Source organism: Sorangium sp. So ce367 (assembly GCF_051520455.1).
GTDB classification, from domain to species: Bacteria; Myxococcota_A; Polyangia; order Polyangiales; family Polyangiaceae; genus Sorangium; species Sorangium cellulosum_B.
In genome coordinates, this window is record NZ_CP150334.1 from 7,112,707 (window position 1) to 7,129,269 (window position 16,563).

Annotated in this window: 14 protein-coding genes; 3 read left to right on the plus strand and 11 right to left on the minus strand. The window is 71.6% G+C overall.

What is annotated here, in order from left to right; all coding sequences use genetic code 11:
* Nucleotides 1-25: 25 nt before the first annotated feature.
* From WME97_RS26980 to WME97_RS26995, 4 genes are all read right to left on the minus strand, one after another.
* The gene (locus WME97_RS26980; RefSeq protein WP_437541383.1) at nt 26-3,073 is read right to left on the minus strand and encodes a hypothetical protein; all 3,048 of its coding nucleotides are present in this window, start codon (nt 3,071-3,073) and stop codon (nt 26-28) included.
* 209 nt (nt 3,074-3,282) lie between these two features.
* Nucleotides 3,283-3,684 (minus strand): group II truncated hemoglobin, encoded by a 402-nt coding sequence (locus WME97_RS26985; protein WP_012237604.1) that lies wholly within the window; start codon nt 3,682-3,684, stop codon nt 3,283-3,285.
* A 47-nt stretch (nt 3,685-3,731) separates the two neighbouring features.
* Nucleotides 3,732-5,270, minus strand: coding sequence for an FAD-dependent monooxygenase (locus tag WME97_RS26990; RefSeq protein WP_437541386.1), 1,539 nt, complete (start codon nt 5,268-5,270; stop codon nt 3,732-3,734).
* Nucleotides 5,271-5,356: 86 nt separating this feature from the next.
* The gene (locus WME97_RS26995) at nt 5,357-6,004 is read right to left on the minus strand and encodes a TetR/AcrR family transcriptional regulator (RefSeq protein ID WP_437541389.1); all 648 of its coding nucleotides are present in this window, start codon (nt 6,002-6,004) and stop codon (nt 5,357-5,359) included.
* A gap of 200 nt (nt 6,005-6,204) precedes the next feature.
* On the opposite strand from WME97_RS26995, the gene WME97_RS27000 reads away from it, so the two are divergent.
* Nucleotides 6,205-7,854, plus strand: coding sequence for a hypothetical protein (locus WME97_RS27000; RefSeq protein ID WP_437541391.1), 1,650 nt, complete (start codon nt 6,205-6,207; stop codon nt 7,852-7,854).
* A gap of 136 nt (nt 7,855-7,990) precedes the next feature.
* On the opposite strand, the gene WME97_RS27005 is transcribed toward WME97_RS27000, so the two are convergent.
* From WME97_RS27005 to WME97_RS27015, 3 genes are all read right to left on the minus strand, one after another.
* Nucleotides 7,991-8,548 carry a chlorite dismutase family protein gene (locus WME97_RS27005; RefSeq protein ID WP_437541393.1) on the minus strand — a complete coding sequence of 186 codons (558 nt, stop codon included), beginning with the start codon at nt 8,546-8,548 and terminating at the stop codon, nt 7,991-7,993.
* Between the two features lie 211 nt (nt 8,549-8,759).
* Nucleotides 8,760-9,785, minus strand: a complete 1,026-nt coding sequence (locus WME97_RS27010; RefSeq protein WP_437541395.1) for an S-adenosylmethionine:tRNA ribosyltransferase-isomerase — start codon at nt 9,783-9,785, stop codon at nt 8,760-8,762.
* Nucleotides 9,782-10,594, minus strand: coding sequence for an SDR family NAD(P)-dependent oxidoreductase (locus tag WME97_RS27015; protein ID WP_437541397.1), 813 nt, complete (start codon nt 10,592-10,594; stop codon nt 9,782-9,784). The genes WME97_RS27010 and WME97_RS27015 overlap by 4 nt, the downstream gene beginning before the upstream one ends.
* Before the next feature lie 90 nt (nt 10,595-10,684).
* Between WME97_RS27015 and WME97_RS27020 the strand changes: the two genes are divergently transcribed.
* Nucleotides 10,685-11,245, plus strand: a complete 561-nt coding sequence (locus WME97_RS27020; RefSeq protein ID WP_437541399.1) for a helix-turn-helix domain-containing protein — start codon at nt 10,685-10,687, stop codon at nt 11,243-11,245.
* 141 nt (nt 11,246-11,386) lie between these two features.
* Entirely contained in the window at nt 11,387-11,788 is a 402-nt protein-coding gene (locus tag WME97_RS27025) for a hypothetical protein (protein ID WP_437541401.1), read from the plus strand.
* Between the two features lie 58 nt (nt 11,789-11,846).
* Here WME97_RS27025 and WME97_RS27030 read toward each other — a convergent pair whose 3' ends face one another.
* From WME97_RS27030 to tssA, 4 genes are all read right to left on the minus strand, one after another.
* Nucleotides 11,847-12,437 (minus strand): TIGR00730 family Rossman fold protein, encoded by a 591-nt coding sequence (locus tag WME97_RS27030; RefSeq protein ID WP_437541404.1) that lies wholly within the window; start codon nt 12,435-12,437, stop codon nt 11,847-11,849.
* A gap of 153 nt (nt 12,438-12,590) precedes the next feature.
* Nucleotides 12,591-14,075 carry a type VI secretion system contractile sheath large subunit gene (tssC, locus tag WME97_RS27035; protein ID WP_437541406.1) on the minus strand — a complete coding sequence of 495 codons (1,485 nt, stop codon included), beginning with the start codon at nt 14,073-14,075 and terminating at the stop codon, nt 12,591-12,593.
* A gap of 3 nt (nt 14,076-14,078) precedes the next feature.
* Nucleotides 14,079-14,570 carry a type VI secretion system contractile sheath small subunit gene (tssB, locus tag WME97_RS27040; protein ID WP_012237614.1) on the minus strand — a complete coding sequence of 164 codons (492 nt, stop codon included), beginning with the start codon at nt 14,568-14,570 and terminating at the stop codon, nt 14,079-14,081.
* A 163-nt stretch (nt 14,571-14,733) separates the two neighbouring features.
* Entirely contained in the window at nt 14,734-16,413 is a 1,680-nt protein-coding gene (gene tssA, locus WME97_RS27045) for a type VI secretion system protein TssA (protein ID WP_437541409.1), read from the minus strand.
* Between the last annotated feature and the right edge of the window lie 150 nt (nt 16,414-16,563).

Genomic DNA, 16,563 nt, shown 5'->3' on the forward strand with positions numbered 1-16,563 from the left:
GCGGGGCGGAGGATTCAGGAAATCGTCACCGGCCCGGGACCGCCTCGCCCGCCGCGCGGCCGGCGACGTCCCCTGGTCCGACGGCGCGGGGCTCGGGGCGAAGGTCCTCCACGGTGCTCGCCCAGGTCTTGCCCGCGCTCCCCTTCGCGTCGTCCAGCGTGCGCACCACCTCGTGAGCGAGCGCCTCACCGAGCAGCCGGTACGCCTCGAACTGGGCTTCGTCGAAGAACTGATCCGCGGTCGTCTGGTGCGGAAACTCGGGGTGAGACTCCGCATAACGCTGGACGTCGAGCGGCAGTCCCGGCAAGAGGCCGGCCTTGACGTAGACCACCGTGACCTCCTTGGTCGCCTCGGTCTTCTCGCCCGGATCCGGCTTGAACTTCCCCACGAGGATCGGCGTGCTCGGGGTGCGTTGCTCCCAGGTACCTCGCGGATCCTTCGGGCGAACGCGCTCGAGGTCCTCGCGCTTCAGCTCGAAGTTCAGCCCGCGGTCCACGCGCAGGATGCGCGCCGCCTTCGCGAGCTCGTCGCACGTCCACTCGGGATCGGCGCCGGCGTCGATGCACAGGATGAGCTCACACTCTCGCTCGACGAGCGTGGTCAGCCCCAGGTTGTCGTGGTGACCGCCGTCGGAGACGAAGACCAGCGTGTCGCTCTCCTTGTTCCGCGCGAAGATCTCTTTGACGTGATAGGCGCTCCAGAAGTGCGCCCACCTCCGGAAGAGCACGAGCTGCTTGCCGGCGCGCCTCGCGAAGCGCGGGTTCCGGACCCAGACGCCGAGACCGCAGTTGAGCAGGGTGAGGACGACGCGCGCCCACCGCGGGATCAACGTGCCGCCCTGGCTGTTCACGGCTGCGGCGCTGATGGCGATCGAATGGGCCAGGGTGAGCGCGTCGCCATAGGCCTCGGCCGGCCCCCACCCGGTCGCGGGCCCGCCGACGGCATAGGGGCTGAACTCGAACCGCGCGGTGCCCCGTTTGTAGAGGACGGGGTCGTCCGATCCCGGGGTGTTGACCGTGGCGGTCACGACGTGGAGCGGCGCCCCGCGGCGCGGCCCGCCCAGGTTCCAGGGCGCCGGGTCCGCCGCGTACGTCCTCTCGACGCGCGGCTCGCTCGAGGGCCTCAGCGCCGCGAGCGGCCAGGCGGAGGGCGAATCGCTGGCTGCCCGACCGGAGTCGCCCGGCAGCGACAGGTAGGCACGGCGGATCTGGTTGGCCCAGAACCTGTTGATCCCCGCGTAGTTCCTCGACGTCAGGAAGCTGAGCCCGATGAACACCAGGCACAGCGTCGCCCCGAACGTCAGCTCGACGACCTTCATCGGGTCCTGCTGGACAGGCACGTGGACGAGCCCGTCGATCGACCGAGCGAGCTTGATCGGCGTGAAGAGCAGCTGGTCAAGCATGCTCGCCCATGTCGACGTCACGTCCTTCACGACATCGTAGAGATCCGTGAACCTGAGCGCGAACACCTGTCCGCTGATGGCGACCCCGATGACCGCGAGGAGCTGCTCGCGCTTCAGGCGACTCAGCAGGACAGCGAGCGCGACGGCCAGGGCAGCGCACAGCACGAAGAGGGTGAGCAGGGGGTCGGCCCGCAGCGCAAGCAGGGAGCCCCCCGTGAGCACCACGAGCAGCGCCGCGCGAGCGGCGAGCCAGGTCCCCGCCTCGTGGACGGACGGCCACGAGAAGAGGATCCCGAGGTACATGACGAGCAGGGCGGCGAGAAGGACCCCCCCTATCAGCGCCAGGACGAACACGAGGAGGTCGAGCACGGGGAGCTGTTTTGCGATCGCGTCAGGCAACGTGCCTGGCTCAGCAGAGGCCGTGGTGAAGAAGAGAGATCGCGCTCCGTCGACGTGGCAGACCACCGCGGTCACGCCGTGCTCGACCACACGCGCGAGGAACGCCTTCGGCGATCTCGCGCTCGAGTGGTGGAGGAACACGATCGCCGCGAACCCGGCGGTGAGGAGCGACAGCGCGTTGGCGATCGCGCCGACGAAGATCATGAGGAGGGGCTGGAGCGTGTTCGCGGTGAGGCCGATTCCGCCGGGAATGAGGTAGTCGCCTCGCAGGCGGATCCTGTCGAGGAGGCGGTTCCATGACGCGGCTTCCAGCGGGTCGAAGCGGCGCTCACGCTCCGCGTCCCCCTCCGGCCGAGGGCCGGACGTCCGAGCCGTGAGCGCGCCCCCCGCCCAGCCGCCGCCGGACACGGAGCTCATGTAATCGACGTACCTGAGGATCACCTCACCGCTCTTCGTCGGGACCGTGGCGAGCCCTTTCAGGAAGCCGAGGCAGATGGTCGCCGAGCGGATGCCTCCGCCGGAGAGCGATAGCCCGACGAGGTGCGCGCCGCGCGGATCGCCGTCGCTTGCGGCCTCGTGCTTCAGGTTCGCCGCGCGGCGCCGCGCCTGGATCCACTCGGCCTCGAGCGCGCGAAGCCGACCGATGTCGGGGTACACGGCTTCGTCCCTCGAAGGCCGCTCCGCGGACTCCCACGACTGCAGGATCGTCAGCAGCGTGCCGAGGATCAGCATCAGGAAGACGATGAACGAGCAACCCGCCTTGAACAGCGGGTCGGTGTGCTCGTTCCCGTGGACCGCGTACCACAGCGCCACCCCCCATACGGTGAGAAACGTGCTCACCATCAGACCGACGGCGATCAAGAGCCCGCCGCGGCTCCTGCGCTTGAGCCGGATCGAGCCCGCCGCCGGGGGTGGATCCTGCGGCGGGCGCCTGAAGAAGCCCCACAGGACAAACGCCTGAGGTGCCATGGACAGCAAGAAGACCAAGCTGATCGGGACCGCATGCGCCAGGGCGCTGGCGAGCGCGCCGCGCTGCTCGATGACCGGAGTGACGAGCTTCGGCGGCACCCTGAACAGCACCGCCGCGACGATCACGCAGTAGGGCCCCAGGAGCCGCCGAACGCGCGGATGCAGCTCGTCAAGGAGGCGCTTTACCCATGGCCACGGGCTGCGCCGCCCGGTGCGCGGCCCCTGCCGATCCGGCGCGTCATCGACACGGGTGCTCCCTTGCCGCAGCGCGCGCCCTTCGTCCGGCGGCGTGGGCTTGGTCATCGGGTGCTCGTTCGGTTGGGACATCGTTCCCCGCACGGGTTCCAGGCGCCGCACGCCTGCCGTGGCGCCGCGGATTCTGCGGCGCTGGCGGCAGGCGATTCGCGCGACCTCAGAGAGCGGACGACGTATCGTACGGAAAATCGGGGAGCGATGGGGGCGTCCAGACGCGCGCGCCTCGCGCGCCGCGCCGCGCCGGCCGGCGGTTCCCGTCAGCCCGGACGGTTTCGCATGAAGTCCGCCACCTCGGCGAAGCGCTGGTCGAGGAAGGCGCGGAGCGGCGCGGGCACGTCGAGCTCGGCCATGGCCGCCCGCATGCAGCGCATCCAGGCGTCGCGCATCGCCACATCGACGGGGACGCGCGCGTGGCGCATCCGCAGCCGCGGGTGGCCGTGCGCCGCGATGTAGTCCTGCGGCCCGCCCAGCCAGCCAATCAGGAAGAGCGCGAATCGGTCGCGGCTCTCTCGGGCGACCTGGCCGCCCTCGTCGCAGACGTGGAGGCGCGCGAGCGCCGGCTCGTCGCGGCCCATGAGGTCGTAGAAGCGCTCGACGAGCCGGCGCACCGCCGGCTCGCCGCCCAGCAGATCGAAAGGGGTCTCGGACGGCTCGGCCATGGGTGATGCCCTCTACCGGATCTGCGCCGGCGCTGCACGCCGCCGGCTCAGGCCGCCGCGGAGCTGCCGCAGGCCGCGCCGAACCACGCGGCGAGCGCGCGGCGCAGCCGGCGGTGGGCGGAGGCCTCGGGCTCACCTGCCGCGGCCGCCCAGGCCACGTAGCCGTCGGGGCGAATCAGCAGCGCCTCCGCCGGGCGCGGCAGCGCGGCGTAGCGAGCGCTCACGACGTCCACGCGATCGCCCCAGGGCGCGGCCACGCCGCCGAGCGCGGCGCCGCCGGTCAGATCGAGCAGCAGGCCCCTGGCGCCGTGCATGAGCTGCGCGACCCGCGTCTCCCCCTTCTGCGTGGTCAGCGCGACGTCCGGCGCCCAGCGCCCGAGCAGCGGATGCTGCTCGCCGGGCTCGGTCGGCATCTCGTAACGGACGTCGGCCGCGTCCAGCATCTCGACGACATACCGCAGGCTCTGCTCGTGCTTGAGCAGCTCGCCGAGCAGCTCGCGCAGCGCGGCGACGCGCTCGTCCCGCATCATCAGCGCGCCCTGCGCCCGCGTGTGCATGATCACGCGCTTGCCCTCGGGGTGCCGCTCCGCGTGGTAGGTGTCGAGGAGCCCCGGCGGCGCCCAGCCGTGGACCTCCGCGGCCAGCTTCCAGCCGAGGTTGACCGCGTCCTGCAATCCGGTGGTGAGGCCTGGCCCGCCGGCGGGGAGATGGATGTGCGCCGCGTCGCCCACGAGCAGCACGCGGCCCGCGCGGTACGTCTCCGCCTGGCGGCTGGCGTCCGTGAACCGAGACAACCACCGCGCCTCGCAGACGGGCAGATCCTCGCCGAGCGCCGCGCGAACGCTGGCCTGCAGCTCGTCGAGCGTCATCGGCGCGTCGCGGTCGAAGTCCGGCGGATACGGCTCCGACGTGACCACGCGAAACACGCCCGCTCCCAGGGGAACGAGGGCGATCCCGCCGAGCCCGAACCGAACGCGGCGACCGCCGGAGAGGACGAGGTGCCCGTCCTCCGTCGCGCCCTCGGCCAGCGTGACGTCGGCGAGGCGCAGGAGCCGGGAGGGCGGGAGTCCAGGAAAGCCGATCCCGGCCAGCTTGCGCACGGCGCTGCGGCCGCCGTCACACCCCACGACGAAGCGCGCCCGAAGCGGGTAGTCGCCGTCCGGGCCTCGGACGGTGACCGTCGCGCCCTCCCCGCCTTGATCCAGCCCGACGAGCTCGTGACCTCGACGGATCTCCGTCGTCAGCTCGCGCGCGCGCTCTTCCAGCAGCGCCTCTATGCGCGCCTGATGGATGCTCAGGAAGCGCCTGGCGACGCGCGGGGGGTCGCCGCCGAGGGCCAGCGGTATCCCGCCGAAGTGCACGAAGCGCGTCATCTCTGCGGCGCTCTGCTCCGCGCGGAAGCGATCGAGGAGGCCCCTGTGGTCGAGGATCTCCACGCCGCGCCCGCCGAGGCCGAGCGCCTTGGAGAGCCCCGTGGGCTCGGGCAGCCGCTCCAGCACGACGGGACGCACGCCGGCCAGCCGCAGCTCGCAGGCCAGCATCAACCAGGTCGGACCGCCGCCCACGATGACGACATCGACGTTCATCCGCGTTCTCCTTGTCGAGCAACGATCGATTGACAACGATTGTTCAGCGACGACCCGTGGGCGGCGACGGACGAACGAGGCTCACGTCACGTGGTCTCTCCGGTGCCCGCGCGGCCGCCCCATCCAGGCGTGGTCACGCCGTCCAGCACGAGGCTCACGGTCTGCTCGCCGAGGCGCGCGGCGAGCTCGAGATCGCACGAGAGGCGCGCCCGGAGGTCCGAGAAGCGCGGCCCGAAGATGCCGATCCCGGCCAGCGCGCCCACGACGGTGCAGTAGAGGAGCTCGAACTCGCAGTCGCGCCGGAACACCCCGGCGGCTTGACCTCGCTCGTAGAGATCGCGCAGCTCCGACGGCAGCATCGCGAGCGTCGCTGGCGGCGCGGCTCGCCAGCCGCTCATCGCCTCGTGCATCGCGAGCGGCATGCACAGGGGGCGCGAGAGGAGCAGCCGGAAGAACATCGTGAAGGCGTGCCAGAGACCCTCGCGCGGCTCGAGCGCCGCCGACGCCTCGAGCGCCGGCCGCCACCCCTCGATGAGGCCGGACCACTGGTCCTCCAGGACCGCGCGGTAGAGGCCCTCCTTGCTCCCGAAGTGATGGTAAATCATGCGCTCGTTGACCCCGGCGCGCCCCACGATGGCGTGCACGCGGGCCCCGTCAGGCCCATGCCGCGCGAACTCCTCGGCGGCGGCGTCGAGGAGCGCCCGCCGCGTCTCCTTTTTCTCGTCTCCCGGCATCAGGTAAATGTTTATTTACTCATGAACGAGCGGCGGTCAAGGGCGCGACCTGGCCGCGTCCCCCTCGCGCCGTGGAACAGGCGCCGGGCGCGAGCTCTCCTATCTCGGGCATCGTCAGAGAAAACCGGCGGTTCCCTGGGCATCTTGCTGTAGGCTCGGCCCCAGGTCAGGTCTGGCCCCTGGCCAATGTGCTTGTTGGCATGAACCAGAAAACGACATTCCTCCCTGCGTTGGTGCTCGCGGCGGGCGCGCTCACGATGAACCTGACCGGCTGCGAGCTCATCGTCGCCGTCGATCGCAGCCGGATCTCCGACACGGGCGGCGCTGGCGGCGCCGGCGGGACCGGTGGCTCCGGAGGCGGCACGACGACGAGCAGCAGCGCTAGCTCGTCATCAGGCACCGGCGGCTCGGGCGGCTCGGGCGGCACCGGCGGCTCGGACGGCACCGGCGGCTCGGGCGGCACCGGCGGCTCGGACGGCACCGGCGGCTCGGGCGGCACCGGCGGCTCGGGCGGCACCGGCGGCTCAATGGTGTGCTCCGGCGGCGCGACACCGTGCGACACGATCGGCGATTGTCCGGCCCCGGCCACGGAGTGCGTGAAGGCCACATGCGAAGCAGGGTGCTGCGGCACAACCAACGTGCCCGACGGCACCGCCACGATGGCGGGCCAGACGGCGGGTGACTGCAAGCAGCAGGTCTGCGATGGCGACGGCGGCACGACGTCGATCCGCGACGACACGGACAAGCCGGCCGACGACGAATGCAACGTCGGCACGTGCCCGGGCGGCTCTCCGGGCAGCTCACCGAAGACCGCTGGCACGAGGTGCACCACCGGCGGCAAGGTCTGCGACGGTAGCGGCGCCTGCGTCGGCTGCCTCTCGGGCACCGACTGCACCGAGCCCCAGATCTGCGATCCGAGGGGCACGCACACGTGCGTGGACCTGTCTTGCACCGACGGCCTGCTGAACGGCAGCGAGACCGACGTCGACTGCGGCGGCATCGACGACGGCTCCGGCTGCGCGCCCTGCGCCGACGACCTGGAGTGCGCGCTCGGTTCGGACTGCGCGAGCGGCTACTGCAACACGGCCGGCCTGTGCGCGACGCCCAGCTGCATGGACACCGACCAGAACGGCAACGAGACCGACATCGACTGCGGCGGCGCGTCCTTCCAGGGCGCTCCGGCCTGCGACAGGTGCGGTGTCGGGCAGACGTGCGGCGTCGCGGACGACTGCACAACGGGCTTCTGCAGCGGCGGCACCTGCGCGGCCAAGCCGGACGGCGCGTCCTGCGTGGCCAACGCCGAGTGCGCCAGCGCGCGCTGCGTTGACGGCGTCTGTTGCAACACGGCGTGCACCGGCGCCTGCCAGGCGTGCTCCGCGGCCAAGAAGCTCGGCGGCTCCGACGGCGTCTGCGACGACATCGCGGCCGGCGGCGATCCGGACGACGAGTGCCCGGACACGGGCGCGGCGTCGTGCGGGACCAACGGGTTCTGCGACGGCGCGGGCGCCTGCCAGCGCTACGCAGCGGGCACGGTGGTGCCGGCCGGGCAGACGCCCGGCGATTGCCAGCAGCGCGTGTGCAACGGCGCCGGTGGCACCACGACGGACGAAGACGTCACCGATCTCCCGGTGTCAGCGACCGTCTGCTTGACGGACGCCGCGTGCACAGGCACGCCGGCCACGCCGAGCTTCACGATGGCGCCGGCGGGCACCGACTGCACCGCCGACGGCCTGCCCGGCAAGATGGTGTGCGGCAGCGGGCTCGCGGCTGGCACGTGCGTCGAATGCAACGACGACTCGAGCTGCACCTCGCCGGCCACGTGCAACACGACGACGAACGCCTGCGAGTGATCGCGACAGCGCAGAGAGCGCCCGGGGGAACCTGGGCGCCTTCTTCGTTTTGTCGGCGTGCTCGGGGTGCAGCAGATCTCGAGTCGGGGCGAGAACGCTCGCAAAGACGGGTCGGCCGTCGCGGGCCGACTCCGTACTATGCGCTCGACAGGCGCACCTCGATCTCCCGCTCCACGTAGGACCACTCCTCCGTCTCGCGCAGCCTGCCCACGAGCTCGTCGAAGGCGCCGGCGGCGCCCTCGGCGAACTCGAACCAGGTCAGGAAGTCGAACGGGCCGCCGAGATCCCGGCTGTGGTAGAGCCGCCTCGCCACGGCCGGCAGGTACTCCAGCCCGATCTTGATATGGCGCGACCTCGCCTCGAAGATGGCCCGCCGCTCGTCCTGCGCGAGCGCCCACCACGCCTTCGATTTCCTGAGCGGGATCAGCGCCGCCTGCGAGCTCGACGCCCGGCCGAGGTCCTCCTGGACGGCGACGAGGCGCTTTCTCTCCTCGAGCTCGACGTAGCGCTCGTTGCTCCTCACGCCGTTCAGGACCCAGGCCGCTCCCGGCGGCGCGACGAAGCTGCTCCCCTCGACGCGCTGCAGCCGCGGCGCTGCGGGCATCTCCTCGCCTCGCACCGTGATCATCCGCTCGACCCGCCACTCCCCGGCGGAACCTGCGACGAAACTCACCCGAACCGGATTTCCTTCCATCGATCGCTCCGAGGCGACGGCAACGCCGGACGAATCCCACCGACCCGAACGGCGGGCGGCCGTACCACACGCCCTCTCGTCACGAGAGCGCCCGGGAAGGCGGCTGCGCTCGGGCTCGCCGCGCCGGCCGAGCCCGGCACGCAACGCGGTGGATGATGTGTGGGCAGGGGTTTCGCCGTGGTTTCCGCGCGATGATTTTCCGTCGCCCGCGTCAGCTCAGAACAAGATAGGAGTCGCCGAACTCGTGACAGAGATACCCTGCCTCCTCCGCATAGGAGTTCGCGCGGTGGAGCAGCGGGGCAGGCGCGAACGCCTCGAGGAGCCGGAAGTGGCTCTCCGTCGGATCGTGCACGCCGGTCAGGAGCCCGTCGACCACCCTCGGCCGGAAGCCGTGGTGGAGCACCAGGTCGGTGACGCCCGGGCCGGCCTGGAGCTCACCCCCGTGCTGGGCGGCGCAGCCCTCGAGCGCGCGCGTCACCGTCGTGCCGACCGCGACGACCCGGCGCCCGCGCGCCTTGGCCTCGCGCACCGCCGCCACCGTCTCTTCGGGGATGTCGAAGCGCTCCGGCAAGGGGAGCAGGGCGTCGAGGGTCGGCTCGCCCGTCGACGAGATCCCGGCGGCGTGCGTGAGCGAGGCGATCCGGACGCCGCGGCGGATCAGCTCGAGAAGCAGCCCCCAGACGAGCGGCCGCCCGGCCGAGGGGAGCTCGGCGCAGAGAGGCCGGCTCGCGTAGCGCGTCTGCGTGTGCCAGATCGCGAGCGGGGCCGCGACGTACGCATACTGGATCGGGCGCCCCCGCCGGTAGAGCGCCGACCAGAGCGGCGCGCCCCGCTCGCGAAAGGCGATCTCGACGAGGCGCGGCGAGGCCGGAGACACGCGCTCGATCACGGCCGACAGATCGTCTCCGAACGTCACCGCGTCCCCCGGGCCGAGGGCGGGCGGCGCCGGGCGCTCCTCGGTGCGCGTGTGCCAGTCGCCGGCGCCGAACAGCAGGGCCGAGTAGCGCCCCTCGGACACCTCGCCGATGAGGCGCACCTCGACCGCCGCGCCGCGCTCGGTCGCGCCGTGGAGCGACGCCGGCAGCGTGGCGCCGTCGTTGACGACCAGGAGATCGCCCGGCTCGAGGAGCGCGGGCAGATCCGCGATGCGCGCGTCGCGAAGGCGCCCCTTCCGCGGATCGACGTGGAGGAGCCGCTCCTCGAGCGGGCTCTCGCGGGGCCACGTGGCGGGGCTCATGGCGCCTCCTGCAGGCGCGCGGCCTCGAGGCGCGAGCCGCTCGGCACCTCGCCGGCGCGGCCGACGAGCGCGGCGATGCGCCTCGCCACGTCCGCTGGATCGGCCAGCGTGCTCGGGTCGGCGTCGGGGATGGCCTCCGCGTGCATCCGCGTGTTCATCTCGCCCGGATCCACCGCGTAGAACGCGACGCCCGTCCCCTCGAGCTCGGCGGCCCAGGTGCGGCTCAGGTGATCGAGCGCCGCCTTCGAGGCGCCGTAAGCGCCCCACCGCGGATAGGCGTTCACCGCCGCGTCCGAGCTGATGTGGACGACGACCCCGCGCCGCCGCAGCGCCATCGCGCCGGCGACCACCTTCGTCAGGCGGAACGGGCCGACCACGTTGACCTCGAGCACGCGCCCGAGATCCTCGCACTCCGTGTCGAGCAGGATCGGCAGCGGCGTCTTGCCGAGCGTGCTCGCGTTGTGGATGAGCAGGTCGATCGGCCCGACCAGCGCCGCCGCCGCGCCGGCGATCGCGTGCGTCTGGCCCTTGTCCCCGATGTCCGCCGCGAGCGCGTGCGCCTCCCCGCCCTGCGCGGCGATCTCGGCCGCGACGGCCTCGAGCGGCGCGCGCTCGCGCGCCACGAGGACCACCTTCGCCCCTTGCCGGGCGAGCTCCCTGGCGAGCGCGGCGCCGAGCCCGCGGCTCGCCCCGGTGACCAGCGCCGCCCGCGGCGCGAACCGCTCGCCCCGCGCGGCGCGGGGGAGCGACGGGTGGGAGCTCCCTTCGGCCTGGATCAGCGCCTCGCTTCCGGTCGATTCGTCGTTCATGGTGCCTTCCTCCTCGACACCAGCCTAATCCGCGCGGGTTCTCCCGTTGGAGCGGGCGCCAATATCCTGGAAGAGTGCTAATCTCCGGGCATGGATCAGGACGCGGAGCTCGCGGGGCGGCTGGCGAAGAACATCAAGCAGCTGCGCGAGGCGCGCGGGCTGACGCAGCAGCAGCTGGCCAAGCTCGCCGGCGTGCCGCGGGCGACCTGGGCGCACCTCGAGTCCGGCGCGGCGAACCCGACGCTCGGCGTGCTGCACCGGGCCGCCGCCGCGCTCCAGGTCTCCATCGAGGAGATGCTCTCCGCGCCCCGCGCCACGTGCCAGCTCTACGCGCGCGACACGCTCCCCACGCGCTCTCCCGGGCAGGCGTTCGTCCGCAAGCTCCTGCCGGACCCGATCCCGGGCATGGAGATGGATCGCATCGCGATCCCCCCGGGCGGGCGGATGACGGGCGTCCCGCACACCCCGGGCACCCGCGAGTACCTGACGTGCGAGTCGGGGGAGCTCCAGCTCGTGGTCAGCGGAGAGCGGTTCACGCTCGGCTCCGGCGACGTCGCCGTGTTCCGCGGCGATCAGCGCCACTCGTACAACAACCCCGGCAAGCAGCCGGCGGTCGGCTACTCGGTCGTGGTCCTCGCGCGCGTGCTCTGAGCGCGCAGCCGTCGCGAAGCGCGACCGGCGCGCGAGGCGGCGCTGCGGACGAGATGTGGCGGAGCCGTGGCGCGCGAGGAGTTCCCGAGGAGGCCGCTCACCGCGGATTGCCCGAGCGCGCAGCGCCGTTATGCCGGGCACATGATCACCCCACGAAGCAGCCAGTTCCGCCTCTTGCTCTGCGCCCAGCTCGCGCTTGTCGCCGCCGCCTCGGCGGGCGCCTACACGGGCCTGCTCCCCACGTCCCTCCCGTCGGTCCCCCACGCCGACCTCGCGATGCACGCGCTGGGCTTCGGCCTGCTCGCCGCCTGCGTCGACGGGGCACTCGACTTCCGCCCGCTCCGCCGCGGGATCCTGTTCCCGCGCCTCGGCCCGGCGCTCGTGCTCGCCGGCGCCGGCCTCGAGGAGCTCGCGCAGGGGCTGTCGCCGCGCCGGACCTCGTCGCTCGCCGATTTCGCGGCGGACACGGCGGGTGTGCTGCTGCTCTCGTGGATGGCGGGGCGGTTGTGGGGCGCCGAGGCCACGGGCAGCGCCCTCGGATGACGAGGATCGCAGAAGGCGGCTGTTTCAGCGCGGCGCGCATCACACGGCGCCGCGGCGCCTACCGCTCGCCGGGCGTCATCCACTTGGGCTCGGCGCCCGGGCGCCACGCGGCGAGCAGATCCAGGAGGGCCGGCGCCTCCTCGGCGACCTGCAGCACGGCGCGGTGGGCCGGCTTCATGAACTGCTCGGCCACGACGTGATCCAGAAAGGCGATCAGCGGGCGGTAATACCCCGCCACATCAAGCAGCCCGACCGGCTTGTCCTGAGAGCCGAGCTGCGTCCATGTCCACACCTCGAACAGCTCTTCCAGCGTCCCGACGCCCCCCGGTAAGGCGATGAACGCGTCCGCGAGGGCGGCCATCTCTGCCTTGCGCTGGTGCATCGTCTCGACCACGCGGAGATCGGTCAGCCCGCGGTGCTCGATCTCCCGCTGGTTGAGGAACCCCGGGATGACGCCGATCACCTCACCGCCGCGCGCGAGCACCGCGTCGGCGATCACGCCCATGAGCCCGACGCGGCCCCCGCCGTACACGAGCCCGATCCCTCTCGCCGCGAGGAGCTCACCGAGCCGCACGGCCGCCTCGCGGTAGGCCGGCGACGCGCCGGGGCTCGACCCGCAGTAAACGCAGATCCTGGAGAGCGTTCTCATGGGCCCGAGCCTACGCCGGCAGGCGAGCTCGTCCAAGCGGGGAGCGGTGGTCCGGCGCGCCGTGGAGGGTAGCTTTCTCCCCGGCGGCGCGCCCTGACGCCCCCGCGCCGCGGCCTGGCACCCCCGCGTGGCGGCGGTGCCGTGGCCGGCGGATCACTCCTTGTCGAGCTTGCCGACGAGGCTCAGCGTGAAGAAGGCGCCCATGTACTTGAAGTGCGGGCGCACCTGCATGTCGACCTTGTACCAGCCGGCGTTCCCCGGCACCTCGGTCACGATGATGCGCGCCTTGCGGAGCGGCCTGCGCCCGCGGGTCGCCGCGGAGACGACGTCCTGATCGGCGACGTACTGGCCGATCCAGTCGTTGAGCTCCTTCTCGAGATCGCCGCGCTCCTTCCACGTACCGATCTGCTCGCGCTGCAGCACCTTCAGGTAGTGCGCGATGCGGCACATGATGAACATGTACGGCAGCTGCGTGCCGAGCCGGTAGTTCATCTCGGCCGCCCTGCCCTCGTCGCTCTGCCCGAAGAACTTCGCCTTCTGGGCGGAGTTGGCCGAGAAGAAGCAGGCGTTGTCCGAGTCCTTGCGGAACGTGAGCCCGATGAAGCCCTCCTCGGAGAGCTCGAACTCGCGCCGCTCGGTGAGCATGATCTCGGTCGGCACCTTCGTCTGGATCTCGCCCATCGCCTCGTACTGGTGGAGCGGCAGGTTCTCCACGGAGCCGCCCGCCTGGGGGCCGATGATGTTCGGACACCAGCGGTACTTGGCGAAGCTGTCGGCGAGGCGGGTGGCGAAGGCGTACGTCGCGTTGCCCCAGCAGTACGCGTCGTGCTTGCCGACCACGTCCTCCTCGTAGTTGAACGCCTTCACCGGGACGGTGTTGGCGCCGAAGGGCAGGCGGAGCAGGAAGCGCGGCATCACGAGCCCGACGTAGCGCGCGTCCTCGGTCTCGCGGAACGCGTTCCACTTCGTGTACTGCGGCCCCTCGAAGAGCGCCTTGAGGTCCTTCAGGTTGGGCAGCCCCTGGAAGTCCTTCAGGCCGAAGAACTGCGGCCCTGCCGCCGCGATGAAGGGCGCGTGCGACATCGTCGCGACCGCTGCGCACTTCTGGAGGAGCGCGATGTCCTGGGGGCCCGGGCCGAACTCGTAGTTCGCGATGATCGCGCCGACCGGCTTGCCGCCGAACTGCCCGAACTCGGCCGAGTAGACGATCTTGTAGAGCCCGCTCTTCGGCACCTCGGGGGCGTCCTCGAAATCGGCGAGGAGGTCCTCCTTGGAGCAGTTGAGCATCTCGACCTTGACGTTCTCGCGGAAGTCACACCGGTCGATGACGAACTTGAGGCCGCGCCACGCGGACTCGAGCTTCTGGAAGCTCGGGTTGTGGAGGATCTCGTCGATCTGCCGCGACAGCTTGACGTCGATCTCCGCGATCAGCGCGTCGACGAAGGCCTTGTCGACCTTCTCGCCCTCGCGCCGCGGGGCGACGAGCTCCGAGATGAAGGCCTGCACGCCCCGCTTGGCGATCTCGTACCCCTCGTCGCCGGGCGTCATCTTCGTCTCGGCGAGGATCTCGTCGAGCAGCGACCCCCCCTCGAGGGTCTGGACGCCCGCGCTCCCCGCGGCCTGTGTCTCCGTCGCCATCGCTTACTCCCCTTCCTTGTCGAGCCCGAGCTCGCTCACGATCTTGTTGCGCTGAGCCGGGTCGCTCAGGATCTGCTGAATCTTGTTGCGGAACGCCTTCTCGTTTCCGAGCGGGCCCTTGAGGGCCGTCAGCGCGGCGCGCAGATCGAGCAGCTTCTTGAGCTCCGGCACCTGGTTCGCGATCGCCTCGGGCTCCATGTCGCTCAGGCGGCGGAACTTGAGGTTGACCGTGAGCTCGCTGTTCTCCTGCTCGGACAGGACGTCCTTCACGTTGAAGGTGAGCGCGAGCTTCTGCTCGCTCATGACCTTCTGGAAGTTGTCCTTGTCCACGTTGATGGGCTTGCGGTCCTCGAGGGGCCGCGGATCCGGCCGCTGCGTGTAGTCGCCGAGCATCAGGAGCTTCAGCGGCAGCTCGACGTCCTCCTTCGCGTTCCCGGTGGCCGGCTTGTACGTGATGTTCACGCGCTCTTTCGGCGCGACCGATCCCTCTTTCATCGCAGGCTCCTTTCCCCGTCAGCAGCGGGCGGAGCGCCCGCAGGCCGAACGAGCATAGAACAAAACCCCCGCCCCTCGGGCAAGCTTCTCGGCGCGACGCGCATCCCCGTCTTTGCCACGCTGCCACGCTGCCACGCTGCCCCCCTGCCCCCCGGCATCCGGCTCACTCCCCCAGCGACATCTTCAAGGCGAGCGCCGCGTCGAGCTGGCAGACGCGCTCGAAGCAGAGCGTCTCCTTCGCCTTGGCCTCGGGGGTGGCCTCGTAGCCCTGGTTCAGGACCCGGTAGCACGTGTGGAGCGCGGCGTAGAGCTCCGCGCAGAGATCTGGCTGCCAGGTGGTGAGTCGGTGGTGGTCGACGAGGTGCTCCAGCGCCTCGAGCTGCGCCCGCGCCACGAGGAACTGGGACAGCTCGATGTTGATCTGGGCCATCGCGAGCCTCACGCGGAAGCGGTCCAGCGCCGTCGGAGCCGCGGCGGCGGCCTTCTCGAGGAGCGCCATCGCGTCGATGGGCTGCTGGTTCGCGACGAGCCCTCGGGCGTCGGAGAGCGGCTTGTCGAGGTAGCTCCGCGGCCTCGCCGGGGCTGCGGCGCCGCTCGCACCCGAGCCGCCGAGCGCGGCCGCGACCTCGGACGAGAGCCAGGCCTGCGTCTCGCCGTCGGCGAACGGCGTGCCGTCGCTGAACTTGAGGGTCGGCAGGAGCGGCGCCCGGAGCAGCAGGGCGCCCACCTCGACGAGCACCGCCCGCTTGGCGTCGGCGTAGTCGTCGCCGAGCTGCTCGAGCGCGTTCGCGACGTACCTGTGCGGATCGAGCCAGAGGGGATAGCTCTGCGCGTACTCGTCGGCGACCTGCAGCAGATCGGCGAACGCCCCCTGGGTCGTGAGCGCTGGGAGCGTCTGCAGCACGTGCTCGGGCGGCGGCGGGATCGCCGTGCTGCCGGTCGGAGACGACGCGCCCGGATCGTCGAGGAGGTCGACCCAGAGCCCGACCCGGAGGATGCGGTACGCGGACGCCCGCTTCGGATCCGCCGCCCGCAGCGCGTCGCCCGCGCGCGCCATCAGGGGCGAGCACTTGCCGAGGGCGGCGAGCGCGGAGTCTTCGTCGACGATCGCCTCGAGGCTGAGCGCCGGATCGCCCGCGGCGGCGACGGGCGCGGGCGCCGGCGGCGGCGCGGCGGCCGCAACCGTGGCCGCCGGCGGTGCCTCGGCCTTCGGCGGCTCGACCCGCGGAGGAGGAGGCGGCGGAGGTGGAGGTGGAGGCGGCGGAGGCGGCGCCTCAGCGGGCAGGCTCGCGACGAGGCTGCGCATCGCGTTCCGGAGCGGGCCAAGCCCTCCGTAGGCGTCGCCGAGCTTGTCGGCGAGGTCGACGTCCAGGGCGCGGCTCACCTGGTCGATCGCGTTCACCACGTCGCGGTCCGCGGCGGAGACGGTGATGCCGGTGAGCGTCCCTGCCGCGATGTCTCCGAACCAGGAGCACAGGTTGCCGCGCGCCTTGGGCCGCTTGATCGCGGGATACATCGTGTCCCAGAACGCGTTGTTCAGCTCTTGCACGAGCACGATCCCGTCGAGCAGGCCGGGCAGCTTGTCGATCTGCGACTTCGCCGCCGCGTAGTAGAGCGCGACGCGGAAGTCCTTGGACTTCTCGCTCAGGAGCTCATCGGCGACGCTCGCGATGCGCCCCCAGTCGACCTTGCCGCCCGCGAGCGACTGCAGCTTGTCGACCTCGTTCTTGAGGCCCTCGAACGCCTCGTCGTAGGTGACGTCGGCGCCGACGCCGCCGTTGATGGGCGCGTACAGCGCCTCGATCCGCTCTTTGGATTGTTGGATGGCGTCTTCAGCGGCCATGGGGCGCGCAGGATATCAAGGCGTCCTGGGTGTGGACGGCGAATCAGACGAAGACTGCACGACGGCTGCACGACGACCGCGCGACGGCTGCACGGCGACTTCGGCAGTGAGCTGCGCGGCGCACCGGAGCGGCCGCGCGCCGGGTGGAGC